Annotated in this window: 26 protein-coding genes; 13 read left to right on the top strand and 13 right to left on the bottom strand. The window is 55.7% G+C overall.

What is annotated here, in order from left to right; translation table 11 throughout:
• Positions 1–56 precede the first annotated feature (56 nt).
• A complete protein-coding gene (locus tag SH410x_RS15620) occupies positions 57–1,295 on the bottom strand; it encodes an RNA polymerase sigma factor (protein WP_473668657.1) in 1,239 nt (412 codons plus the stop codon).
• Positions 1,296–1,990: 695 nt separating this feature from the next.
• Here SH410x_RS15620 and SH410x_RS15615 point away from each other — a divergent pair.
• The 7 genes from SH410x_RS15615 (at position 1,991) to SH410x_RS15585 (ending at position 6,018) form a co-directional block, all read left to right on the top strand.
• On the top strand, positions 1,991–3,112 hold the full coding sequence (locus SH410x_RS15615; RefSeq protein ID WP_473668655.1) for a DUF899 family protein: 1,122 nt from the start codon (positions 1,991–1,993) through the stop codon (positions 3,110–3,112).
• A gap of 92 nt (positions 3,113–3,204) precedes the next feature.
• On the top strand, positions 3,205–3,609 hold the full coding sequence (locus SH410x_RS15610; protein ID WP_473668653.1) for a VOC family protein: 405 nt from the start codon (positions 3,205–3,207) through the stop codon (positions 3,607–3,609).
• 129 nt (positions 3,610–3,738) lie between these two features.
• Positions 3,739–4,620: a YciI family protein gene (locus SH410x_RS15605; protein WP_473668651.1), complete on the top strand. Its 882-nt coding sequence runs from the start codon at positions 3,739–3,741 to the stop codon at positions 4,618–4,620.
• A gap of 3 nt (positions 4,621–4,623) precedes the next feature.
• A complete protein-coding gene (locus tag SH410x_RS15600) occupies positions 4,624–5,028 on the top strand; it encodes a DoxX family protein (protein ID WP_473668649.1) in 405 nt (134 codons plus the stop codon).
• Positions 5,025–5,399, top strand: a complete 375-nt coding sequence (locus tag SH410x_RS15595) for a YciI family protein (RefSeq protein ID WP_473668647.1) — start codon at positions 5,025–5,027, stop codon at positions 5,397–5,399. Before SH410x_RS15600 ends, SH410x_RS15595 begins: the two co-directional genes overlap by 4 nt.
• The gene (locus SH410x_RS15590; protein WP_473668645.1) at positions 5,396–5,773 is read left to right on the top strand and encodes a VOC family protein; all 378 of its coding nucleotides are present in this window, start codon (positions 5,396–5,398) and stop codon (positions 5,771–5,773) included. The genes SH410x_RS15595 and SH410x_RS15590 overlap by 4 nt, the downstream gene beginning before the upstream one ends.
• Before the next feature lie 113 nt (positions 5,774–5,886).
• Positions 5,887–6,018 (top strand): hypothetical protein, encoded by a 132-nt coding sequence (locus SH410x_RS15585; protein WP_473668643.1) that lies wholly within the window; start codon positions 5,887–5,889, stop codon positions 6,016–6,018.
• A 212-nt stretch (positions 6,019–6,230) separates the two neighbouring features.
• Here SH410x_RS15585 and SH410x_RS15580 read toward each other — a convergent pair whose 3' ends face one another.
• From SH410x_RS15580 to SH410x_RS15560, 5 genes are all read right to left on the bottom strand, one after another.
• Positions 6,231–6,665: a PACE efflux transporter gene (locus tag SH410x_RS15580; protein ID WP_473668641.1), complete on the bottom strand. Its 435-nt coding sequence runs from the start codon at positions 6,663–6,665 to the stop codon at positions 6,231–6,233.
• Positions 6,666–6,837: 172 nt separating this feature from the next.
• Complete coding sequence (locus SH410x_RS15575; RefSeq protein ID WP_473668639.1) at positions 6,838–7,089, bottom strand: DUF4437 domain-containing protein; 252 nt, start codon at positions 7,087–7,089, stop codon at positions 6,838–6,840.
• Between the two features lie 521 nt (positions 7,090–7,610).
• Positions 7,611–8,447 carry a transposase gene (locus tag SH410x_RS15570; RefSeq protein ID WP_473668637.1) on the bottom strand — a complete coding sequence of 279 codons (837 nt, stop codon included), beginning with the start codon at positions 8,445–8,447 and terminating at the stop codon, positions 7,611–7,613.
• Positions 8,448–8,484: 37 nt separating this feature from the next.
• Positions 8,485–8,793 carry a transposase gene (locus SH410x_RS15565; RefSeq protein ID WP_473668635.1) on the bottom strand — a complete coding sequence of 103 codons (309 nt, stop codon included), beginning with the start codon at positions 8,791–8,793 and terminating at the stop codon, positions 8,485–8,487.
• A 217-nt stretch (positions 8,794–9,010) separates the two neighbouring features.
• Positions 9,011–10,486, bottom strand: coding sequence for a glycoside hydrolase family protein (locus SH410x_RS15560; protein WP_473668633.1), 1,476 nt, complete (start codon positions 10,484–10,486; stop codon positions 9,011–9,013).
• A 429-nt stretch (positions 10,487–10,915) separates the two neighbouring features.
• Between SH410x_RS15560 and SH410x_RS15555 the strand changes: the two genes are divergently transcribed.
• Positions 10,916–11,578, top strand: coding sequence for a hypothetical protein (locus tag SH410x_RS15555; protein WP_473668631.1), 663 nt, complete (start codon positions 10,916–10,918; stop codon positions 11,576–11,578).
• A 121-nt stretch (positions 11,579–11,699) separates the two neighbouring features.
• Here the strand turns inward: SH410x_RS15555 and SH410x_RS15550 are convergent, their stop codons facing one another.
• From SH410x_RS15550 to SH410x_RS15540, 3 genes are all read right to left on the bottom strand, one after another.
• A complete protein-coding gene (locus SH410x_RS15550; protein WP_473668629.1) occupies positions 11,700–12,200 on the bottom strand; it encodes a hypothetical protein in 501 nt (166 codons plus the stop codon).
• 895 nt (positions 12,201–13,095) lie between these two features.
• Positions 13,096–13,395, bottom strand: a complete 300-nt coding sequence (locus SH410x_RS15545; protein ID WP_473668627.1) for a hypothetical protein — start codon at positions 13,393–13,395, stop codon at positions 13,096–13,098.
• A gap of 109 nt (positions 13,396–13,504) precedes the next feature.
• Positions 13,505–13,975: a hypothetical protein gene (locus SH410x_RS15540; protein WP_473668625.1), complete on the bottom strand. Its 471-nt coding sequence runs from the start codon at positions 13,973–13,975 to the stop codon at positions 13,505–13,507.
• A gap of 762 nt (positions 13,976–14,737) precedes the next feature.
• On the opposite strand from SH410x_RS15540, the gene SH410x_RS15535 reads away from it, so the two are divergent.
• Positions 14,738–15,127 carry a hypothetical protein gene (locus SH410x_RS15535; RefSeq protein WP_473668623.1) on the top strand — a complete coding sequence of 130 codons (390 nt, stop codon included), beginning with the start codon at positions 14,738–14,740 and terminating at the stop codon, positions 15,125–15,127.
• 181 nt (positions 15,128–15,308) lie between these two features.
• Here SH410x_RS15535 and SH410x_RS15530 read toward each other — a convergent pair whose 3' ends face one another.
• The 3 genes from SH410x_RS15530 to SH410x_RS15520 all read right to left on the bottom strand — a co-directional run bounded on the left by SH410x_RS15530 (position 15,309) and on the right by SH410x_RS15520 (position 17,008).
• Entirely contained in the window at positions 15,309–15,410 is a 102-nt protein-coding gene (locus SH410x_RS15530; RefSeq protein WP_473677320.1) for a DUF2256 domain-containing protein, read from the bottom strand.
• A 162-nt stretch (positions 15,411–15,572) separates the two neighbouring features.
• Positions 15,573–16,331 carry an alpha/beta hydrolase gene (locus SH410x_RS15525; RefSeq protein ID WP_473668621.1) on the bottom strand — a complete coding sequence of 253 codons (759 nt, stop codon included), beginning with the start codon at positions 16,329–16,331 and terminating at the stop codon, positions 15,573–15,575.
• Between the two features lie 176 nt (positions 16,332–16,507).
• A complete protein-coding gene (locus SH410x_RS15520; protein WP_473668619.1) occupies positions 16,508–17,008 on the bottom strand; it encodes a hypothetical protein in 501 nt (166 codons plus the stop codon).
• A 56-nt stretch (positions 17,009–17,064) separates the two neighbouring features.
• Between SH410x_RS15520 and SH410x_RS15515 the strand changes: the two genes are divergently transcribed.
• On the top strand, positions 17,065–17,433 hold the full coding sequence (locus SH410x_RS15515) for a hypothetical protein (RefSeq protein WP_473668617.1): 369 nt from the start codon (positions 17,065–17,067) through the stop codon (positions 17,431–17,433).
• A gap of 422 nt (positions 17,434–17,855) precedes the next feature.
• Here the strand turns inward: SH410x_RS15515 and SH410x_RS15510 are convergent, their stop codons facing one another.
• Positions 17,856–19,613, bottom strand: coding sequence for an integron integrase (locus SH410x_RS15510; RefSeq protein WP_473668615.1), 1,758 nt, complete (start codon positions 19,611–19,613; stop codon positions 17,856–17,858).
• 1,541 nt (positions 19,614–21,154) lie between these two features.
• Between SH410x_RS15510 and SH410x_RS15505 the strand changes: the two genes are divergently transcribed.
• The 3 genes from SH410x_RS15505 (at position 21,155) to SH410x_RS15495 (ending at position 24,818) form a co-directional block, all read left to right on the top strand.
• A complete protein-coding gene (locus SH410x_RS15505; protein ID WP_473668613.1) occupies positions 21,155–22,129 on the top strand; it encodes a tyrosine-type recombinase/integrase in 975 nt (324 codons plus the stop codon).
• Complete coding sequence (locus SH410x_RS15500) at positions 22,045–23,595, top strand: IS91 family transposase (RefSeq protein ID WP_473677319.1); 1,551 nt, start codon at positions 22,045–22,047, stop codon at positions 23,593–23,595. Before SH410x_RS15505 ends, SH410x_RS15500 begins: the two co-directional genes overlap by 85 nt.
• A 695-nt stretch (positions 23,596–24,290) precedes the next feature.
• Positions 24,291–24,818: a DUF5662 family protein gene (locus SH410x_RS15495; RefSeq protein ID WP_473668611.1), complete on the top strand. Its 528-nt coding sequence runs from the start codon at positions 24,291–24,293 to the stop codon at positions 24,816–24,818.
• Positions 24,819–24,828 lie beyond the last annotated feature (10 nt).

Below are 24,828 nucleotides of genomic sequence, written 5' to 3'. Positions count from 1 at the left end.
GTCCCTCAGTTCGGTGATCTCTGTTGGCAAACGATCGTGTGCCCCGCATGGAAGCCTTAGCATTTACTATCAATCTGAGCGAGCTTGCGGCGTAGAAATCGCCGTTCTGGCTCTTGCCTGGCGAGTAATAAAGCTCGCTCGAAAGCGAATTTGGCTTGATCGTGATGTCCGAGTCGGCGCAGGAATTCACCGCGGGCGGAATGGGCGAGGAAATAATCTTGCAAGTCCCCACGAGTCAAAATCGCGTCAATGATGGCTAAGGCCGAGGCTATGTCGTCTCGCATCGCAATGGCCACGGCCCGATTGAGTTCGACGACGGGCGATGGATGCGCTCTAAGCAATACGTCGTACAAGGCAACGATTTGTGCCCAGTCGGTTTCACTCGCCGTCTCGGCTTCCGCATGTACTGCCGAGATCGCCGCTTGAATGGTGTAGACTCCAAACCGACGGGAACGCAGCGACTGTTCTACCAAAGCCTTGCCTTCGGCGATCAAGTCTTGGTTCCATAGCCCGCGGTCTTGATCTTCTAGTAGGATGATGTCTCCTTCAGCGTTCAATCGTGACGCCCGGCGCGATTCGTGAAGCAACATCAAAGCTAGTAACCCACGGGCTTCCGGGTCCGGCAAGAGTTTCAACAGCAGACGCGATAGACGAATGGATTCGTCCGACAATTCGACGCGAGTGAGACTGCCGCCGCTCGATGCCGAATACCCTTCATTGAACACCAGATAGATCACCGACAGGACGGGTTCAAGTCGCTCCGGGAGATCATTTAGCGCCGGGATGATATAAGGAATTCGTGCGTCGCGAATCTTTGCTTTGCCGCGAACGATCCGCTGTGCCATGGTCGCTGGCGCAATCAGAAACGCCCTTGCGATCTCCTCTGTCGTCAGGCCGCATACCTCGCGAAGTGTCAGAGGCACCTGAAGTTTGGGGTCAATGGCCGGGTGACAGCACGTGAAGATCAATCGCAGGCGGTCGTCTTCGATTTCCTGTTCGGCGATTGACTGGTTGGCCGCTTCAATCTCAGCCAGTCGACGCGACAATTCGGGTTGTCGCGTTGACTGCCGTGTTCGACGACGCAGCATGTCCACAGCCTTGAACCGCCCCGCCGAGACGAGCCACGCTGTCGGATTGGCTGGCATTCCTTGTTTGGGCCACTGCTCTAACGCTGCGGCGAACGCTTCTTGGGTTGCTTCTTCGGCCAAGTCGAAATCGCCCAACATGCGAACGAGTGTGGCAAATACTCTCCGCGAGTGGGTTCGGTAAAGGACTTCAAATTCATGCACGCTCATCGACAACCTACGACAATCCCGGCAGTTCAATGTTCAGACGGATCTCAGTCGTGCCACGCCTCGTGCCGGGGAGTTTTGCAGCTACTGCAATGGCTTCATCGAGATTCAAAACGTCGACGAGGAAGTCGGTTCCGATTATACGGCTCAGCCGACAAACTGAACTAGGGACGAAAGAGCTAGGGACAGCGATAGAGCTAGGGACAGAGCACTTTCTGAACTTATCCAATGTGACTCGTTCTGGTCCGGCCTGGCTCATCTTCGGTGTCCCACACTGGTGCTTCTGGGCGATTTTGGACAAAAGAGATAGTCCTATGTCGTTTCAGTTCGTGGGGTGGATCTGTGTCGTCGATAGGAATTCAACGCGAGAGTTTGGGAGACCCAAGGACGCAGAGTAAGCCCATCAAGGCCTCCGATTGTACCTCTTCTCTGCATCTCCGCGACTCTCGCGTCTCTGCGTTCATTTTCTGCACCACTGCATCGAGATCAGAGGGACATCGCACCTCCTGAAGAAACTCGTTGCACGCTCGATACTCAATGCGAGGTGGAGCAGGGTCCTGGATCGATCGATCCGGATTTTGAAATTCTTCAGAAAGTTTCTGGAACCATGTCGATATCCGCGTTTTCCGTTCGACCATTATCAAACCGACTGCAAAATGATTCGAATTCAGTTAGGCGAATGAACAGGAGAACGCACGATGAAGTTTGTATGCATGGGATTCATCGAAGAGTCCAAATGGGAGTCGATGTCCGAAGAAGAGGGCCAGCGGATGATGGAGGAGTGTTTCGCCTATGACGACGAACTGCGTCGCGGAGGGCATTTTCTAGGGGGTGAAGCATTGCAATCGACCCAAAATGCGGTCACCTTGCGAATCAAGAACGGATCCGCCGACGTGACCGATGGCCCCTACGCCGAAACGAAGGAAATGCTCGGCGGTATTCTATTGCTGGAAGCTCGCGACTTGAATCACGCCATCGCACTGATGTCACAACATCCGGGCGTGACGATGGGGCCGTTCGAGATTCGTCCCGCCGATGAACACGTCAACGGTTTGATCGCCGCGCGGGCTTTGAAATTCACCCAAGACACAGAATCAGAAAGCCGACAGGCAAGCCCCCCGGACGGGCGCCCAGCAGTCGTGTCGCGCAGCGAGTGGCAACAGGCTCTCGGGAAATGTCAAGCAAAAGAAAAGTTGGCGACCCGCACGCGAGACGCACTGGCTGCCGAGCGTCGTCGTCTCCCCATGGTGAAGATCGAGACTGACTACCGCCTGGAGGGGACATCAGGAAAGGTCGGGCTGATTGACTTGTTCCAGGGCCGGCGGCAACTTGCAATCTATCACTTCATGTTTGCCGATGGCGTCGGTGGCTGGCCGACTGCTGGCTGTTCAGGTTGCTCCTGTTTGGTCGACAACATCGGCCATCCGGCTCACTTTGAAGCAAGGGATCTTTCGCTGGCCCTGGTGTCGCGTGGGCCGCTGGGAAATCTGGAAAAGTACAGACAGCGGATGGGCTGGCGTCTGCCTTGGTACTCCTCGGCGGGGTCGTCTTTCAACGAAGACTTTGGCGTGACGACTCCACAGGGCGAGGCTCATGGATTGAGCATGTTTCTGCGGGAGGGAGACGATGTGTATCAGACCTATTTCACGGGTCGCCGCGGCGTCGAAGTGCTGCTCAGTAACTTTACGCTGCTCGACATGGCACCGTTGGGCCGACAGGAGAATTGGGAAGATTCGCCAACGGGATGGCCGCAGTCGGAACCCTACGTTTGGTGGCGCCGGCACGACGAGTACGGTTCGCCGGAACTCGTTCAGTTGTGATTGATTGTGGTCGGACGGAACGCGACTTGCCGAGAAGACATGTTCGCGCGATGGCTTGCAGTTTGTCGAAAAATCGAGATAGGAAAAACAGAATGTCAAAAATGATCTTTGTGAATTTGCCCGTCGCCGACCTCCAGGCGTCAATCACTTTCTATCGGGCGATTGGCTTCACGAATAATCCGCAGTTCACCGATGAAACCGCCGCCTGTATGGTGTGGAGCGAGACGATCCATGTCATGTTGCTGACGCATGAAAAATGGCAGACGTTCACCACCCGACCCATTCCCGCGGCAGACTCAAGCGAAGTGATGCTGGCCTTGTCCTGCGACAACCGAGAGGAGGTAGACAAGTTGAATGATGCAGCGGCGCTGCATCATGGCACTGCCGACATCAATCCAAAGCAGGAGTGGGGTTGCATGTACAGCCGCGCATTGGCGGACCTGGACGGCCACGTTTGGGAAATGATGTGGATGGATGTGGATGCGATGCAAGGATAGACGAAGCGTCCTTCGTTGATCGCTCTGAATCGAATCGCATGAGCGGCAGGGGGCGTTAGGGGCCGGTTTCCCCGGTTGGACTGTCGGCAAACGCCCTCGTCGCGACCGAGAAGAACCGCTACCGAACGATTGAATACTGAATTTAACTACATTGGAGAAGATAATATGAGAGTGATGGTGATTATCAAAGCAACCCAAACTTCCGAAGCGGGGGAACTTCCCAGCGAGGAGTTGCTGACTGCGATGGGAGCATTCAACGAAGAACTCGTTCAAGCCGGCATCATGAAAGCTGGCGACGGGCTGAAGCCGAGTTCAGCAGCCAAACGAGTTCACTTCCATGGCAGCAAACGCACGGTGACGGATGGGCCCTTTGCGGAGACCAAAGAGTTGGTCGCCGGATTCTGGTTGTGGGAAGTCGAGTCGATGCAGGAAGCCATCGACTGGGTGAAACGCTGTCCCAACCCGATGCTGGAAGATTCCGACATCGATATTCGTCCGCTGTACGAAATCGAAGATTTTGCGCCCAGCGATTTGCAGGGAACGGTCCGTGCGCAGGGGGAAGCGATGCCGCAAACCATGGCACTGCAAGAGGCCTCCGTTCAGCCCTACTTGTTCTTCGGTGGTCGTTGCGAAGAAGCATTGGCGTTCTATGAAGCAGCGATTGGCGCTGCGGTCCTCATGAAGATGCGATTCAGCGAAAGTCCCGACGCTGTCCCCGAGGGGACGCTGCAAGCCGGTTTCGAAGACAAAATCATGCACGCGTCGTTCACTGTCGGGAAAATGACGATCATGGCATCCGACGGTTGCGATGAGCAATCGAAGTTCGACGGATTTCGGTTGGCGCTTTCCGTTCCAAGCCAGCCCGCCGCCGACAGCGCGTTCCGTGCACTGGCAGACGGTGGGAAAGTGGATATGCCACTGATGAGAACGTTTTGGTCGCCAAGCTATGGAATGGTGACCGACAAGTTTGGTGTGGGGTGGATGGTAATGGTTCCAGGAGAGGCAGGTTGAAAAATGAGCGGATCGAAAAAGCTGAGAATGACCGGTTGGGTGCTGAGCGTCCTGATCACCTTGTTTTTGATCGTCGCCAGCGCAACGGGCAAGTTCACACAGTGGGAGGGCAAGTCCGAAATGTTTGCCAATTTGGGCTGGGGGGAAGACGTGATGTTCAAAATCGGGATCGCCGAAGTCGCAATTGCGATTTTGTTTCTGATTCCGCGAACCGCATTCATTGCCGCCATCTTGTTGGCGGCCTACCTGGGCGGTGCCACGGCAACTCACGTTCGTGTCGGCGAGCCATTCTTTTTTCCAATCATCATCGGGGTGATCGCCTGGATTGCGCTGGGACTTCGCACGCCCGACGTGTTCCGACTTGCCCTGGGAAATGACAAACCGGACGCCTCGGAGAACCAACCATGAAGTACATGCTTTTGATTTACGGTGCCGAAAGCTGCTGGACCGAAGACGAACGTAAGGAATGCATGATCGAGTCGATGGGCATCAGCGAGGAACTAAAAAAGCAAGGTAAGTGGATCGCGGCTTCGCCTTTGCACTCGGTGACAACCGCCACCAGCGTTCGTGTCCGGGATGGTATAAAGCAGATTACCGACGGCCCGTTCGCGGAAACCACGGAACAGCTAGGCGGCTACTACGTCATCGACGTGGGCAATCTTGACGAAGCGATCGCGATCGCCGCACGACTGCCACCTTCCAAGAAGGGTACTGTCGAAATCCGACCACTGTTTGATTTACCTGAACTTCCTGAACCTGATACTGGAGAATTCCTATGAATCGTAATCCTGTCGGCTGGTTTGAAATTTATGTGCAAGACATGCCCCGGGCCAAGAAGTTCTATGAAACCGTTCTTGGGGTTGAGCTGATGAAGTTGGACTCGCCGGACGCTGACCTTGAGATGCATGCGTTCCCCATGGACATGGAAGCAGGCGGAGCGTCCGGCGCCTTGGCCAAAATGGACGGGTGCCCGTCGGGCGGCATGGGCACGTTGGTGTATTTTTCGTGTGACGACTGTGCCAACGAGGCGTCACGCGTCGAACCGGCCGGCGGGAAACTCTGCAAACCCAAAATGGCTATCGGTCCATACGGGTTCATCGCGGTTGCGACAGACACCGAGGGGAATGTGATCGGTCTCCACTCCATGCAATAGGCGGCACAATGGAAATCAAGCAGCGGCGATGGAGGATGGAGCGTCAACCACCGCTGGGACGGCCCTTGAACGGTCCAAGTCGCCACCACGTCAGGGCGGGACCTCGAAATCAGATGAAGCGGATTGGAAAGAATCGAGAATGCCAGCAGGTCGATCCCGAAACAGGCCGTGAATTGCTGCAGGTACTCTTCGATCCAAACCGTGTGGTGATCAAAGTTTTCCTCGGAAAATTGATCGTGCTCTAGGAGGTAGCAGCGACGGCATGTCCTTGTGACATGCCCGATGACCACCTCATCACGATTAAACACTTCACCTTCGCGCCAAGCGAACCATCTCACACCTCTCGAGGGAAGATGGCCGGCAAACACCTCGAATTGCGAGCGATAGCACGTATTGGAGAGCATCACTAGTGTGACTCGGCAGCATCGCGATAGTGCAGGGGGCATTCCTGCGGTTGCTAATCCTGACGGTGTTCGGACGCAGACAGTGGGAGACCGAAGATCCGATCAAAAGCCCACGTGAATCCGACCGCATACACGAAAAAGAATGCGAGGACGCCGAGATTCGCAATGAAGGCGGATAGCAAGGATGTGTTAAGCCAGTACGCCATGACGGGCATCAGTATCATCACCAGGCCGCCCTCGAAGCCCAGCCCATGCATTAAGCGGCGTTGAATGGAGCGACCCTTCGTTTCCTGACGAACTTCCCATCGTTCGAACCACCCATTGAACACGTAGTTCCAACCAAGTGCGATTGTGGACATCAATATGGCGAGCCCCATGGTCGAGGTCATTGGTTCTTTGAAGAGTAGTGCTAATGCAGGCCCAACGGCGGCAACCGCGATGACCTCGTAGAGTACTGCCTGGATAATTCGGCGGGGCAATGGATTCATGCCGACTGAGCCTTTCTTTGATTCGCGATTCGGTTTCAGCAAGCTTGCATGTAGGTTGCGCTTTTCACAACCCAAGCAAGCAGGGTAAAGGAACGCCGGCAAAACAGGAATGCGGAAGTTGATAACGGGAGGTGAAAAAAAGCAACCTGCACTCTGGATTGGGGGAACGTGGTCAGTTCGTCTGCTGATTGGGAATGATGGCGTACTTGCGCTGGGTGCGTACCCAGATCAGGCACCCCTCTCCCTGTCCACAGGAAATAGTGTGCGTTGGCTTCTTTCTGAGCCGAAGCAACTGCCTGGCGTTCGGGTCGCCGTTGTCCAAACCGCCGCCGCTGACGACTTCACGATGCGTAATATTGAAAAGGCTCGAAGGGGATGAGAATCCGCCGATGAATTTGAGATGAAATGACATAAAAACAGCCATCCACTTTTCATGCGGATTGCGGCTTCGGTTTTTTCCCTCCATTCGCTCTTCGTAGAATACGGCAACAATTGGTAGTGGATCTTGTTAAAGATCCTGTGCGCGAGATCTTAAACCGCGTGTCGATCGATGGTTGAAAACGCTAATCATAGCTGGTTTCCACCTTTTCTCCGCCTGCGATGATTGCACAGCGTTTGCAATTGGTAGTGGATCTTGTTAAAGATCCTGTGCGCAAGATCTTTAACCGCGTGTCGATCGATGGTTGAAAACGCTAATCATAGCTGGTTCTCACCTTTTCTCCGCCTGCGATGATTGCACAGCGTTTGCAATTGGTAGTGGATCTTGTTAAAGATCCTGTGCGCAAGATCTTTAACCGCGTGTCGATCGATGGTTGAGAACGCTAATCATAGCTGGTTCTCACCTTTTCTCCGCCTACGATGATTGCACAGCGGTTGCTGCGCAATCATCGTAGGCGGTTGTAGGAAATGCGGACAAAGAATCGGGCACGATGCCAAAATGGTTCGCTACGAAATGCTCTCCCGAGCACGCTGCTGGTCAATCAGGCTAAACAGACGGCAAAGGTTGTGGGCGATGCAAAGTAGACGCCACTCCTCCCGCTCTTTCTCCAAACCTCGAACGAGGAATTCTCGAGCACTGAAGACTTGCTTGATGACCGCGAACGGACGTTGGCTCACCGCGGCACGTCGCGAGTACTTCTCACGAGAATCCTCCTCTTGCATCTTCGCTGCATGAGGCTGTTGGGCTGCTTCGTTTGGGTCACTTTCGATCTGTCGATCGTAGTTATTACGACTGTCCTGAAAGCATTTCGCCCGCAGCGGACACTCCTCACCAATCGCTTCGTGCATGTGACTTTGTTCGTCCATGCCGCTGATCACATCGCGGGCGACAATCAGACCGCGATCGACCGCGATCGTCACGGTGGGGGGAAAGTTGGCCGCAAAGCCACCCTCCTTGTTCGGAGCGATACGGCACTCTGGACCGGTAATGGGAAGGCGCGCTGGAGTCTTCTTGCCAGAAGCTTCGATCTTCGTAATTTCTGCCAGAGCCGCCTCGATTCGGTCGCTTTGGCGCTGACGTTGTTCGCCGCGCTGTTTTGATTCTGCTGCCGCAGCGGCGTTAAAGGCTTCCTCTTCGCTCGCTTGCGTTTTCTCTATCGCTTCGCGGTGCAACGCGAATTCGCCGGCAAGTTGCTGCTTTGCTTTGCGACGTTCGTCGGGGGTTCGCGTGCCGGTGTTTCGGTTACTCGCTCGTAAACGCGTGCCGTCGTAGCTCAGAGTGACCAGCGTGGGGTGCCCCATCTGCTGAGCAATCAGTCCAATCTGAACAAACAGGTCAGCCAACGGCTCTCCATGAGCAGTACGGGAATTCGCAATCGTGCTATGGTCGATCGAGCGACCTTCGGTCAACCAGCGAAAGTGCGATCCGCACCGCGAACGCCTCTTCGAGAGCTCGCGAAATACGAATACGCTTGAGCAGGTCGAAGAGAATCACACCGGCAAGAACTCTTAGATGGATCGGTGGTTGACCTTTCGTGAGATCATAGATGGCTTCCCACGTCGACCAATCGACTTGACCCAGAATGGCATCGAATGTGCGAACCGAATGGTTGATAGGGACGGTGTCGTCAAGGGTTTCAGCAAAGAGCACGATCCGATCGTGACTCTCTTTGGGCTTGGCCCACGTCATGTGATTCTCAGCGAATGTAGCTTTCCATCGTTGTGAGCAGCAGTCTAGCGCGATAGGCTCAAGTGTCGACAGCAAAACTGACTAAATTGACACGCCGTTAAGGATCCTCATGCAGCAGGATCTTTAACAAGATCCACGACGGCAGGTATTGAATCGCTGTCACTTGTGCGGTCCGAGGCGTTCGTTCTGCAAATCAGTTTTCATCGGACCAGCCGTCTTACTCGTTGAATTTGAAGGAGTACAGATCGGCATCTTTCAACATGAATCGTAGACGAACCGGTTTGCCTGCCAACGCAGAGACATCACTACCCTGTTTCCACATCACTTTGCGAGCGATCTCGTTGCCGATCTGTTCTGTCGCCTCCGCCAACGAATATCCGGGAATCGGTTGTCCCGCCATGTCCTGAATCTCAACGCGAATACCGCCCGCCGCTGACGTCCCAAAGTTGATCTCAAGTTCACTGCCCGCAAACGTCAGCGGCTTCGTGACGAGCTCGCCGCCAGCATAGGTGGCCTGTGCGGAAGCGAATCCATCGAGCCGCATCGAATACCTGCGCAGGTGCGACGTGGGTTGAGCGTAATCCTGATTCAGGTACACGGACATTTCTGTCGGTCCCGTCTGAACGATATTCAAAGCGGGATAGTTCGTTCGCGAGACCCAATTTCGTGCACCGATACCGGGCCGAACAAATCCTCCCAAAAATGTGCGGTCATAAACTGCTCCACCTCGCGAAGTCATTAGCACGGCATCCGACGTGTCTTGGAAGTACTTCGGAGACACGTCGATGGCCGCCGCCTGATCGGCGGTCAAGACTTGGCGATTGGGCATAAACCGAGCGGCCACAGAAACGTACAGATGTGGGGCTCGAAAATAGGGATGGGTTTGATTGGTATAAAGATGCTCAATCGGCGCCCTCCCGCCGTGATGGCGATACTCCATGAGGACGGGAGCTGACCAGGTAACGAAGTCGTCGCTGGTTGCCCGGGCGATGCGTCGAATCCCGTCTTCGAAAACGCGAAAGAAGCACACGTATTTTTGTTCCAGATCGGACCAGAAGGCGAGGTTCTGCGAATCGAACATGTATTTATACGGAACCATCTCGACAGGGATCACCGGTTCTTCACGCAGGTTCTTCCATCGCAGACCGTCGGCTGACACAAGGGCGATCAGACCACTCGTCATGGTTCCTCCGAGGGCTTTGTAGCGATGTTCGGCTGCGACACCAGGCCGAGTATCCAACATTGGGCTGAAGTTGTGGGTGATCGGAGATGCATTCGCCAGAATGATGTTGGTCTTCGGGTGGCCTTCCAGCGGGAAGAGATCCAAGTCCGGTTTGGTCCATTGAATGCCGTCTTGGGACTCGGCGTAACAATAGACTTCTTCTGGACTGCCGTCGGCGCCAACATTCGGCCTGCCACGATAGTAAAGTCGATACAGGTCCCCATCCTTAATGACCGTGCAATACCCGCAGAACATCCCCTCCCACGGCTTGTCGAATTCCAACGCAACGCCTTCGTCGCGGGGACGATTGAGTGTCAGCTGGACGTTATCAAGCTTGTCGATGAGAAAATGGTCGACAAACAATTCACGACGACTGCCAAGATCAATCACGTCGTCAGCGCAGACGAAGGATGTGTCCATCATTGCAAGGTGAATGACCACGAGAGCCACACAGAGGGAGACGATGCGCATCAGTAGGCTTTACTTGGGAAGGATTGGTGACGGGGACTGAAATTGGTCAGGAAAGAAGGCCGGGCATTACCCGGCACCTGCAAATCCTCAGCTAAGGATACCAAATGAAAAGGCGACAGGGACGTTCTCGTCAACGCAAGCTATTCGGCGGGAAGTAGTAAAATAGTAGATTAGGGACAGGCAATGAATAGTTGCCTTCGATCGCGGCTTGCGTACCATTGCCGATGGTTTCGCTGCTCAAAACCGTGACGCTGATGGAGGTGATGAAGATGCCCAGGCTCCCACACGCGATCGAGAGGAACCGCTTTCACTATCGATGGCAATGATAGGCGGGGGGGGGCAGCGGCGGGGTTTCCGTCGGGGCGCATGGGAGACCTTCCGTGATTTGTTTGCGGTGGTACCGCTCCAGCCAGCAAACGAGCGATTTGAGTGCCGAAAAGTCAATTATCCCGATTTGGTCAGATCGGCCAGTCCCGATTTCCCTCGCGTTGCGAGGGATGGTTCTGGGAAGGGCGTTTTCGGGCACAGGTGCTCCTCGATGAAACGAGTTTGTTGGCGTGTGCGGCCTACGTGGATCTCAACCCAATTCGTGCCGCCATGGCGGAAACGCCTGAATCGAGCGAGTACACCGGAGCCAAGGATCGGATTGATGACTTGACTCAATGCTCAGATCGGACCCGCCAAAGCACCCATGACTGGGAGCGAAGCCGCCGTCGCCAGCACAGTGGTTGGATGAGTCCAATCGAAATTGACGAGCAGCACGATCCCGTCGGGCCGCACCTGGATCATTCGGGCAGGCGAGGCAGCCTGAAGGGTTTCCTAAGTGTCTCGTTGGCGAGCTATCTGGAATTGCTCGACTGGACAGGCCGTCAACTCCGCAGTGACAAGGTCGGTGCGATCCCCTCGCACTTGCAGCCGATCCTCACACGCATCGGCTTGGATACCCATGCCTGGTGTGACGTCGTGAGCCGACTTGGGCGGGTTTTCAAGCGAGCAGCGGGCAGCCCAGAACACCTCGCCGAGGAAGCCAGCCGTCGCGGTCAAGGTTGGCTCTCCGCCCGTGACAACCCACTCGGGATATCTTCGGCCTGACCGTCTTCGGAAAACCTCCCACCTTGATTCCCTCCGGGGTCGATGCTGCGCCGATATTGGAGAATCGGATCAGAATCAGCCCGATGCTCGGTGGCAGCATTCTGCGAGGACCGGATCGTAGTTAAATCGGCCGAAATACAAACCGCAGCCCGGGCTGAAAAATGGGTGGCCCTCTTTTCGCGACGGTTGCGGTTGTTGGCGGGTTCGGGTTAGGTGCGTCGGGATTAAAATGACGATGCAGCATATCATCTAGCCCATCCCCGAAGCATGGGCCGAAAATGGACGTTGAGCCGACAACGTCAAACGGAGCGGAGTCCCGCGAAGCAGACGCGGCACGCAGTTCGTCGGCGTTAGCAGTGAAATCGATCCAAACATGTTTGGTGAACCGGTTGAAGTCCCAGCCAGAGACACGGCCTCCACCAGCGTCGAAATAGGGTTTTAGGTCAGCCCATTGGCTTGGCCAGTCGCCATCGTGGTCGCTCATGTAGTCAACGAGCATGTCGGCGGCACCCCATTGAGCGTAAGCATCGTCAAGACGGTTCAGCGAAGCGATAGCAGCACCGACAATCGCGATGACGCCCAGTACGATCGCAACGGCAGTGCAGAGGAGGAGTCGACGCATCATGTTCGATGGATTTCAGGGAACAAAGCTAGAGATCACGGAGGAAGGGCGAATGACCAGTCGTTCAAATGCAGGCACAAGCTTGTACGAGTAACGGTCGCTTTCAGGTGACGGGCGAGTGACATGCAAAATTTCAAGAACAGCCGTCGTCGCCCGCTCGCGTGCGATTCTCTCGTTATCCGATTACAACGGGCCGAGTCTAGTATTCACTCGGCAGCTAGCGGCCGCATTTGCGCACCACGGAAAGTAAGTGTATCGCCCAGATTGCAATCGCTCCACCAGCGAAGCCGAACGAATCGGCGAAGAACGGTAGTGTCCGGAATCGGTCTGTCACCGAACCAGTTTGGTCAACGACGTCAAGCAGGCGAGGCAGGCAAAAGATCGCAATGCCGGCAATAAGCATTGAGTACAGATGCCGAGTAAGCAGCGATCGGTTGAATACCGCAGGCGAATCGCTCGCGTTGTTTGTCGAGGAGGGTTGATACGGGTCCAAGATAGGGATTCATTCGGATGACGATGTAACTATCCCCGGTTGGGCCAGGGACAAGAACGAGAGAAAAGTGTGACCGCCGGTTGCACCTTCGGCTTCTTCGGTGACACGCGACGCGTTATGGCCGGTTCGGCGGGGACTTATCGCGTGCACCCCGTCTGGACTGGGTTCACGGTAAAGGGTTCAGGATCCGGTTGCAAGCAGAATCCAGAGGCACAGGTCGCGAGGGGCGAGCAGGCGACCGCATGCACGAGCATCATGTAGAGAATAGGGGACTCAACCGTCGCGTCGACGCGAAGTCAAATCCACGCTGATAATTCGCCGTCTTCGCGATTAGCTGAAACCTCATTGAGCTCGGAGAAGTCTGGGCTCCATGGGTACCTTCGTGGGTCAACGCATGCGGCGTTAGAACAGAGCTTCAGGTGATAGGTTGGGCATCAGCTTGGCAGCCAGTTCCGCAATCTCAGCATCCATTAGACGCTGCAGCTTCCATCTGCGTAGTAGGCTTGCGGCGTTCCATTCGTCTGCGTACTTCGCCTCAACAAGTCGCCGGGCGTCTGACTCAACTCCTGCGGCGACGTTCGAGTAACCATTGGCGACAATCCCCGAGCGGCAAGCAATCGTCGTTCTGCGAGACGTTGGATCGTTGCCTGAGTGTTTGGGCGTCATTGTTTTCTGCCACAGGATCAGAGGGATTTTGTTCATTTAACGGCAGCAAAACGTCGAGCTTAGGGATCAGGCCAAGCATCAGGAAATTCCGAGTGGAAAAACGTGAGAATCGATCTCGCTGAACAGCATTGGCCCCCGCGACCGGTCAGCCGTTTGGAAACGCGTCGTCGACGGCTTCGGGTCCGTCGCTTGGTTCATTGGCTTTCAGGCGATCCAAGTACTGGTAGATCATACCATTAGGGTCACTCCAGTATGCGTGCAAAGGCGAACCATCTGGCCTCGTTACGGGCGTTGGGCTCTGAGGATTTGCGGTGTCAAATGACCAGTCAATCTTGATCGTACGTCTCATCCGTCCCATATAGTCGGGTTCCTCGGGATGGCGTCCCCGCAAGAACAACTCAGGTTCACTTTCAATGGCAGACTGAAAGTCATCCCAGTTGTTGGGCCAGTCGTTGTTGTGGGAACGCATGTACCAAAGCAGCATGTCACCGGCATCCCACGCAGCGTAAGCCTCAGGAATATGCCACCACACATAGGCGACCCGGCCAACGAACCCGGCACAAAGGGAGAGGATGAACAGTCCAGCGATCAACCATGGCCGTTTGAAAATGTTCATGCACAGACCTCTTCATCCGATGAACTCGTTTCTCAGCGGTCGCCCCGGTGAGAAAGGAAACTATCCGCGTTCGCAAGGCTTTTCTCAGCCGCTCGTGAGTTATTCTCGCTGGTGCCCGACCCCCGGTCAACAACAACAGGGAAAGCACTCCTTGAGGAAGGGACGCTGGGTGATCCGCATCAACAAGCCCAGATCCATTGGAGTCAACCACTGAGCCCAGGCACGGAATCCGCCGATAGTATCCTCAGGACGTACCTTGTGATTTCCGCCGGGCACGGACAGGCCAAGAGCAGGCCCGCAGAACTGCACGCGTGCTCACCAAAACGGCGGAGTCGTGCTCCTGAAGCCCAAAGGTCTAGCCTGCGAGCGGGTCGGGAGCCTCTTCAAGGATCGGCTGGGCAAAGGCGACTACGACGGTGGTCCTGCCCCAGCAAAAGGATCAGGGCTTCGCCCGTTGAGCCGGCTTGGGCTCGAAGCTGTCCGGCAATTAACCAGACGCTAAGCTTGAAAGGACGGCGGTCTGCCCCAGAGGGAGCGTCCTCGAATCAACGAAGGCCAGGCCAAATGCAGGCCGTGGCGACACATCTCAGCAGCTTGAGCTGAAAGGCTGTTTCAGGGTCGCCCAGCTACCCTCCGTCCTCTCAAAGGTATCACCGAGGGTATCACGAAAGGTATCACCGACGAAACGGCCAAAAAGGTATCACCAACCAGGCGATGTAAGTTCTTTGCTTAAAAGGACTTAGGTAATCGGGGCGACAAGATTTGAACTTGCGACCTCTGCGTCCCGAAAGCAAGAGCGATGTGACGGAAACCCCGCAAATCGCCGAGCAAATCGACGTGGGCGATCTACGTTGCCCCAGCGGTTGCCCCAGCGAAGGCACTTCCGCCACATCAAAGCCAGCTTCGAATGGAAATAACGTTCCCCAACAACTCTCGTGGGAGCAGCTTCAGGAAGTGTCCACCATACAGAATCCTGTCTCAGAATATTTGCAGTTGCTGAGCGGCACCCATGGATACTCAATGGCCCCGACCGAGCTTGAGCTTGTTTTCCTGCTCACCCGCTGGCCGAAACTACCGCAGCACATCCGGCAAACTATCATGACGCTGGTTCGGTCGGTGGAAACTCCCGCAGCGGAGTGCGAGGTCTGGTGATTTAGGAGAAGTGTCAATCGCTCCCAGCCCATGCCCGCGTATTAACCGCCGCCGCTCACGGCGTATCCGATTCGGAAACCCAGAGCGTCGTACGTCGGCTCAAAGATCCCCCTGAAACCGCATACCCAGGATGCGGCGATGGCCAGCAGTTGAAAGGGACCGACAATGGTCACGACAAGTTTTACGAAGTCTCTGCTTTTCCGCCACGAATCTTGCGGTACTTGTCGCTGCAATACTTTACCTCGGCCCAAACCTTCGCCCATTTTCTCCGCCATCGGAACACTCGTCCGCAAGAAACGCAAATCTTCTCTGGCAAGTTGGGTTTTTGATGGGATATGGCTTGTTTCGAATGGTCAGAACGACGAAACCTCTCGTGGCGGGTTACCTGCAACAACTCAGCGATTGCAACTTGAGTTTTCAAATCCGGATTTTATAACATCAACGGCTATTCTCGGACGCTCCTCACGAAACTGCTAACCGCAGCCAAGTATTCCTTTCCATTCGCACCAAAGATCGTGTTGTGGTTCCCACGAGGGAATCGAACAAGTTGCTTCTGGCGTGACCCTGCCCACTTGTGATTGCGTTCGGCGTGAGAGATGTCGATCATGCCGTCGTTCTCGGTGTGAAGGAGTAGCAGCGGATTCGTGTATCCTGACATCTTCTTCTTGTGATCGAAGTATCGCTTGACCTCGGAGCGAACATCGGCCTCAGCGAATGCAGCCGATTTCAGATCAGCGGAAGTCAGGAATCGCTCGGCAGGATCGGCGATGCCGCTTTCGATGATCAGCCCCGCAATAGCCGGCAGACGATGCGCCAAATCAATCGCATAGAGCGACCCCATTGAACGTCCAAACACGATCGCTTTCTCTGCGACAACGCCAGCCGCGTTCATTGCGGCTTCGCCATCGCCGAGCATCGCAACGAGTTCTGCGTGTCCGGTCGATCCGCCGTATTCTCGATACTCGACAAAAAGAGAGTTCAGCCCCAAGTCAGTGAACACGTCCGCCATGAACGGCACGTAGTCAGCAACGGCTTCACCGTTGCCGTGGAAGTGAATCACCGTAAGTGCCTCGGCGTCGACGATCCTGTGATAGCACGCCAACTCCGCACCATCGGCTTTTACCCAGAAAGGGTCATCAACGTTGCGATCCTGTGGAAACAAGTAGCGACCGCTGATCGCTGGATCGTCCAGTATGCTCTTCATTTTCGCATGTCCTTTTCGCTTGGGGTCAGCCCAGTGACTGGTCGGGCTATTCAGACAACGGTTTGCCACCATCAATGCAAGAACTTTTGCCGCCAGAGATCTTCGATGTACGTTGCGGCATCAGGTGGTAATTCAATGTCTTCAGCAATCGCTCTGTCCTGACTGGCCTCGTATTCCTATTTGTTCATGTTCAGACGGAAGAAAATCGCATCGGCGTCAGCAATTTTCTGAAAGCCCATTTGAGCTAGATCTTTCTCCGAAACAAGTGTTTGACTCTTCCACAGGACAAGGACCGAAGCCTCCGAAAACAAGGTCGAGACTTGATCCAAAATAAAGCGTTCGCACCGATGGAGTATTGGATGCAGGCAAACGTCATCAATCAGCATCAATCGCGAGACGAAATCGTCGCTCAGTTCTTCCCGCAACTCGCCATCGTCTGTGAGCAGGGTTGTCCCCACATATTCCAAGTCTCCTGAATGAGCATCGAATACGTCCCAAATCCCTCGACCAATTCCCAACACACGAAAGATATCGAGATCGTACCCTTTTATCCGTCCTCCGAGCACATGTTCCTCTGTGTCCGCGTTCCAGCACAGAACGTCGACCGTGAAGGGGCACAGATAGTCATCCGGTTCTGACGGGCAGGGACGATAATCGAAGGAAACTTGAAACAGCACTGGAGTACCTCGGACTGTGGACGGCAAACGTTCAGGCTTAGCATACCGTGTCAGAAATGGAATCAAATCTGGGGGTAACGATATGCACCGATCTTATTCTTCCCATTCGTGAAGAGAAGGACGCGATCTGGAGGATTTATCGGGATCTCTATGAAATCGCCGCCGCACAGAGCATTTCCGATGACACGAACTGGACGCGTGCGGAGGTCAAGTGCTGCTGCCGTCTGTCGACACAGTTGGATCTTTCACTGAAACTTGTGGCTCAGAACGTGGTTCCTGTCGCCGTCACTGCGTCTGAGTCCATGGATCGCCAGCGGTCGGTCTCTGTGGGCCAGTTGCTCAGGAATCTATCAGCAGACCGATGGGGCGACAAAGTCTCGTCACCGATTCAACTGCGAACCGTCGAACAACTGAGCCCGTTTTAAAATCCGGATTGTAAAACTAGCCGGACGGTGTCGGTCGGCAAGTGAACGACTTCGCTCGACCATCGCCGCGGCCCGGTTGAGTTGCCGTTGGTTGGTGACGGTGACACGCCATCTAGAAAGTCGGAGCGACCCGCGAGAGTGTTACCGAGCAGGCAATCGAGAGCGGATTTGGCCCGACGGCGGAGAAAGGACGCAAGTGGCGATACTTTGGCCGCATCGAAGCATGATCTTCCCGAAGTGGTACCGCCGCCTATGACGCGTACTACTCCCCAAACGGAGCAGCGACGGACCGATTCGGTAGCTGAGGATGGCAGGTGAGGTGCACCAGTCCAATCCCACCTTTCAGGAGCTTGGGTAGCTGCACATCTTATCGTGCTGCCCGTCGACGCTCTCCGAATAACATGCAGCAACCACCTGTCCGATCAGCTCAATGGCAGGAAGCAGCCCACTACGACTGAGGCCCGCTGGAATGCCCTTGCCGCGTGGCTCCACCACCTCAACCGAGTTCGCGGCGGCCCGGCCAATGATGCTGCGGGTGCTGGTCTCGCATCACTCACGCGTTTGGTCGCCGCGTCGCTTGGATCTGCCTTGCGTGGACTTGTGTTGCGGCTCTTTAGCGTGTGGCCCTTGGGTGCTGACAGCTCGCTCTCCAACGCTGTGAGCGTGTGAGCAACACCGACGTTCTCGCTAGCCGCCAGGTGCTCAGGATTTGCTGACTCCGCTTCCGAGCCTTCGACTGTTCCAGCACCGCCACACGATTCCGCCTGCGCCGAGTCTCTCGTGTCAGCCGCTTCGTGGTTGGGGGCAATCGCAGCGTGATTCGACGTCATCCGATCCAGCGGACTGACCACCTTCACGTCCTCGCGGTTGAGCGAGTGCAAGTAAATCCGCGTCGTCTTGATGTCCGCGTGACCGAGCAACTCCTGGATGGTGCAGATATCGGTTCCCTCACGCAGCAGATGCGTGGCAAAGCTATGATGAAAAACATGCGAGCTGATGTGCTTGTGGATCCCTGCCTTCTGTACCGCCGCTCGCAAGTTCGCTGGGAACGTGTCTTTGTGCAAATGATGTCGTCGCAGTACACGCGTTCGTGGGTCGCGTGACAGGCGGTGGGACGCGAACAAATATTGCCACTTCAATTCTCGTGCAGCAGCGGGATACTTCCGCTCCAGCGCCTTCGGTAGGCACACCGACGCTTGACCCTGTTCTAAATCGTGCTCGTGCAGCACGCGACGCGATTCCATCCACTTCCGGATGTCCGGCACGACGCTCGCTGGCATCGGCACGATTCGACTCTTCCCTCCCTTGGAGGCGTGGACTTCGATCACCATCCGGTCAAAGTCGAAATCCTTCATTCGCAGCCGCAACGCTTCACTGATCCGCATCCCGCATCCATAGAGCAGCTTGGCGATCAACAAATGAACGCCGTTTAGGTGGGCGAAAATCTGCTCAATCTCATCCACGCTCAGTACGGTGGGAATCTGTTTCCCCTTGCTCGAGCGAATCGCCTGCACTTCGCCCATTTCGCGTTTCAACACATGTTGAAACACGTACAAGAGCGCGTAGAAAGCTCGATTCTGAGTCGATGGGGCAACATTCCCATCCACTGCGAGATCCGTCAAATGGGCCTCCACATCGGTCGCGTGCATCTCAGCAAAATCCGCTTGGCACTTGAGCCCTCGATCTTGCATGAACGCCTTCACATTCGACACATACGCTCGTTCGGTCTCGAGCGTGTCCTGCCGCCCCCGTATGGCACGACGCAGGTTCTGGATCACGTCCGGCTCACTCGGATCAATATGACCAACAACGTCTTCGATCTCCTCGGCCGTGACGTCACCTGACTCTCTGAGCCGTTCTTCTTTGACCTTCTCCGCGAGTGCAAGATCTTCGAGTTTCGTCCGAATGAACATCAGGTCATCAAACGGAGCGGCCTGGACGTAACGGCGATAGCAAATCAGCGACTGAATGATTTTGAGACGTTTCCAAGCGGGTGTCTTGCGGCGCAGGCGGTCGCGGAGGAACGCGATCACATCGTCGGCTGTGAATTCCCAGGTCGCCTGGGGCTTGCGACCATGGAAGCGACTGAGCTTCTCGAACCAAATCTTCGCCCACTTATCACGCTGCTCGTGCCAATTGTCTTGAGGCCACCTCGTTTCAGCCTGACTAGAGCCAGCCATGACATCGTCCTTTGCAATCACCCGACTCGGCGACGAGAAACTCGCCAAGTCGATCGTACGCAACAGATTCCGTCCCAGATTCCCGCAGCCTCCCAGTGAAGACCGCCGCCCTCTTCCACGGCCCTTCCAATGCGACCCGTTGGCGTTCCCAGACTGGAACCGTCCTGCCCGCCGTACCGCATCGCCGCAGCGTTACCGAGCCGATTCTTCGCGTGTCCTCAAAACAGGTCAATGCTTTGGCGGCAAAATTTGTGCAAAATTTTACTTGACCCAAGAATCCAGGCCCCTCATACTCGACAGACGCCAACCGGCGATAACATTCCCTCGAACCGGCGATAACACTTTCCGTGTCACCGAGGGAACCGAAGGTGCAACCGGCGATAACACCCCCACGAGCTACTTATCGCCGGGTGCCTTCCTCGCCAACCGGCGATAATTACCTCGTTACGAGACCAAGCCGGACTGAAGACGAGTGTGGATGAAACGCCAAGTATGCCCTGCGGGGCATGGTCCGACGCCCGAGCTGCGGCAACCATCGCCTGCCCTGCGGGGCACGAAGCATCGCAGGCCCTGCGGGGCATTAACCAACGCCTGCTCTGCGAGGCATTGTCCGACGCTTGATCAATTGGTGACTGTGACTCAGTGCTCGTTGCGGATCGAACTCGCGGGCAAGCCCACGGGTACTACGCTACACTAAACGACTCGTAACAATGCAATGATGACGGAGCGGCGTAGTCGCCGTTGGCTCAGTGGTTGAGTCGCTCGCCGCCGCCCGCATATCGCCGCCGTTACGAGATCAAGCTGGTATTGAAGCGAAGTGTGCCCTGCGGGGCATCGCCCGACGCCGAGTCGTGACAACCAGCGCCTGCCCTGCGGGGCACGAAGCTCGCAAGCCCTGCGGGGCACGAACCAACGCCTGCTCTGCGAGGCATTGTCCGACGCCTGATCAACTGGTGACTGTGACTCAGTGCTCGTGTCGGATCGAAGCTGCGGGTAACCCCACGTGTTCTACGCTACACTAAACGACTCGTAACAATGCGACGAACCGAAGTCGCGGAGTCGCCGTTGTTGGCTATTGAGAATCACTCGTCGCGACTCGGTTGTCGCTGCCGTTGAACTTAATCGAATTGCTCCTGTGCAGCTTGGGGTATTCAGCTTTCAGATGACTGGCCGCATCCCTGCGGGCGGAGGGCTGGCATCCATGCCAGCCAAGAACTGAAGTGATGAGCTACGCTCGCTGTTTTCTTTTTTCTTTGGGATACCGGTGCTGGAAATCGGGCGTCTCCGCTGATGTGATTCTCACCCAGCGTTTCAAGGCAAGCATGTTACGTCGACAACATCAAAGCGGTGAGATGTGGCGTGAGCAAGGACTTCGGTGTCGGGCCGGTTGTAGGGGATGGGAGCGACACCTATTTCGTCCGTTTAACGATTAAAGTGATTAAAGAGGTTGCGCTTCTTGTGACGGCAACTGTACTGGGGCTCCTGCTTGACCACTCCCACTTCGGGAGCTGGCAAGTTGCCTACCTACTGGAATACCCAGCATGACTCCGTACCAGAAACGCCTTTGCCCACTCACGCAGCGACTCGCCGAGGATATGAAGATTCGCCATATGGCGGGCGCGACGATCGATGCTTACACCTACCACGCCAAACGGTTTGGTGACTTCATTAAAAAGCCCCTGGACCAGGCAACCCCGGAAGACGTTAGAAGCTTCCAGCTTTACCTGATCGAAAACAAGAATCTCGCATATAGCAGCTTCAACCAAGCCGTTTGTGCCTTACGGTTTCTCTACACCCATTCGATCCGTGTCCCATGGCCGGTCTCCATGGTGCCGTTTGGGAAGAGCCCTAAGACGTTGCCTGTGGTCCTCAGCCGCAGAGAAGTCAACGAGCTGCTCACGTGCACCAAGAACCTCAAACAACGAACCTTCCTGACGACGCTCTACGCGACCGGGATGCGGTTCTCCGAAGCCGCCAATCTGCGACTGGTCGACGTCGACTCGCAGCGGATGCAGATTCACATCCGCCACGGCAAGGGAGGCAAGGATCGACAAGTGCCGCTCTCACCGAGACTCTTGACCGAGCTGAGAGATTACTGGCTGATCTACAAACCGAGCATTCTCTTGTTCCCCGGCAACCTGCCGGACCGTCCTTACAACCACACGTCGATTCTCAAGGCGATCAAGCACTCGGCCAGTATGGCGAAGCTTCGCAAACGCATCTCGCCGCACACGCTTCGTCATTCCTACGCGACGGGGCTACTCGAAGCGGGTGTAGACTTGCTGACGATCAGCAAACTACTTGGCCACGCGAGTTTCGTCACGACAATGATCTATTTGCATTGCCGACGAGAGCACATGATCTCGACGCCCAGTCCACTGGACTGGTTGCCCGTGCAGCAACTGCCGACGTATCAACCACCCGCGGAGAACTGCCAGCCGGAGACCAGCGAGACGCCCAAGGAGGAACCGGCCAACGAACCGGAGAGCAAGCCGCCTGGCGATCCAGCCGAGTAACGGCAGAAAACAAGAAACTCAGCGTTGCTCAAATCATTCGACTCGGTGCGGCTGAGTACGTCGCCGAGTATCGTGATCGCGGAGCATGTTACCACGTGCAGAGTGTGTTGGCCAAGCTATCGCTGTGCCGCACCTCTGTTCTGGGCGGACACAAGTACCAGTGCGACAACTGCGAGTCGACTTGCCATGTTTACAATTCGTGTGGTGACCGGCACTGCAATCAGTGCAGCGGCAGCAAACGATACGACTTTGCCGAGCGGGCTGGCAAGCTGCTGCTCGATGAAGTGGACTACTACCAAGTCGTGTTCACATTGCCGAGCCAGCTTTCGCGGTTGGCGCTCAGTAATCGCGAGTCACTCGCCGACCTGCTGTTCCGATCGGCCTGGAAAAGTCTTCGAAAAACAATCCGCAGTGAACAGGGCTATGATCCTGCGGCGATCTTGGTGTTGCACACGTGGAACCAAAAACTGGAAGCCCACTGGCACGTCCATGCGTTAGTCCCCGGGGCGGGACCGGGCGTTAAAAACAGCGGTTGGCAGATCAGCACGGCACCGCCACAGTCCAACAACAGCGACAGTCACTACTTGGTCGATGCGATCAATCTCCGCGCCTCATTTCGTAAGTTTGCGATCTCGCACTTGGAACGGTTGCGGGAGCGTGGCGAACTCAAACTCGACACAGACAGTGAGTATGGTGACTTGCGAGAGGCTGCTGCCTGGGATTCGCTAATCGAACATCTCTCATCGCTGGAGTGGGTCAGCTACATCCAACCACCACCATCGGAATCGAGTGGTCCGAGCGACTTGGTACGCTACCTGACGCGTTACTTGACCGGTGGACCGATCAGCAATTCACGCATCGTCACCGCAGACGAACACGAAGTGACATTCATGGCTCGTGAGGGAACGAAGCAGGGCGGAGAGTCAAGGCAAGTTCCGGTGACGCTGTCGACACTTGAATTCGTGCGTAGTTGGTGCCTCCATATCCAGCCCGATCAACTGACGAAAACAAGATACTTTGGCGGTTGGAGCAACAGTCAACAAGCGAGTTACCAGCAGCGTTGCATCGATGACATCAACGCCGCCGAGCTACCGTATGCCGCTGGCGCGATGGAGTTCCCACCCGCGGAACCTGAGGCCACCGAACCAAGATCGACCCAGCCAACGTGCCCGCGTTGCGAGCAGGCGACCCTGCGAGTGGTATCGACGACTCCGCGTCCATCTTGGCGAGAGATATTTTCACGTGGCAGCAAAACGGTGCCAGCCTGGTACTCCGGCTCGTTGCAAGGATCAGATCGAGCGTTCTGGGACGGTGCCAATGGTGACGGTTTTTACGATTGGTACCTGAAACACCAGGTAGAAGGTGCATACGCAGTCGCGGCGGCGACGCTGGATCCAGAGAGTGCTCCAAGCAGCCAGGCAATGCTCCCAGGACTAGAATCCGGTAGTTACTACGCGATAGAATAGAGACCGTGGTCGTCACCGCCGCATCACTCGGTACGCGAGCCCAGCAGTGTGGCGACAAAGTTCAACGCACGATCTATCCGCACGTCAGGCGAGCACCCCAATCGGCAAAGCCGGGATCTTTCGACGCCTGGCATGCGGATAGATCGCAATTCGTTACCCGACTAATATCGGTACATGACCTATCGGACAATCGACCTGCTGCTTCTTGTCGTCGCTTTTGCGGGCGTGTTTGCCGCACAGCCACTTGCGACAGCACCGGCGATATGCGTCTCGGTCGCGGTTTGCACGTTTTGCGCTGCTTTTAGGTCGGCACGTACATCCAGGACTTCTCCACGCATTACTGCAACCGTCGTCTCAGTTTTAGCCTACTGGCTGCTGGTCCTAATTCGGGGTGTCGTATACCCGTTGGTATCGGACGGTGGCCTTGGCCGATTATCGTCAGCGACTCGGTTCATTGATCCTCCATTGCTCTTCCTGCTCGTCGTAGGATCGACTATTTTTGTCGCATTGTTCGGACTACTCGTCGGGCACTATTTTGCAATGTGGCGAGACCACGGCTGGACGCACATATTCGATGAGCCCGGCGGGTAACCATCGCGTGAACCGGAGAACGCGAGCTAAGCGATTTGGCCGTTAGAGACTTCACCGCGCGTTCCCGGTTACGCGTACCGTTCTGCCATCAGACGGATCACGGAATGACAACATCTGAACCAACTTTAGAGATGGTCGCCTTTTACGAACGCCGAACCGCGGAGCACATCGATCGCGTCCGTCGATGCTTGACCGTGATGGCTTCCGTAACCGAATACGCCGACGAACTAGATGAGCGTGCACGCGTTCATGACGCGTCCAAATACGGCCCCGAAGAACGGATACCCTACATCTGGCTCACCGAGTTTCATCGGTGCCGCCGCACTAGCGAACCGTTCGCATACCCTGACGGAATGGAAGAACGTGTCCGGTCGGCAATCGATCACCACATGACGACGAACCGCCATCACCCTGACTTCCACAGTGACCCGAACGACATGACGGATGTCGACCTGATTGAAATGGTCTGCGATTGGACGGCGATGTCGCAGGAATTCGGACAAGACGGTGGCAGTGCTCGCGGTTGGGCGGACAAGACAATCGGTAACCGTTTGCACCTGAACGAGTCCAAACGCCGATTCGTTTACGAGATGATCGAACTACTGGACTCCAACCTCAACTCGGATGCGTAGTAGAGGCAGA

The sequence above is a fragment of the Rhodopirellula sp. SH410 genome, assembly GCF_055811895.1.
Note: the sequence above shows the minus strand (reverse complement) of the source record. Positions and strands in the feature narration are given on the sequence as shown.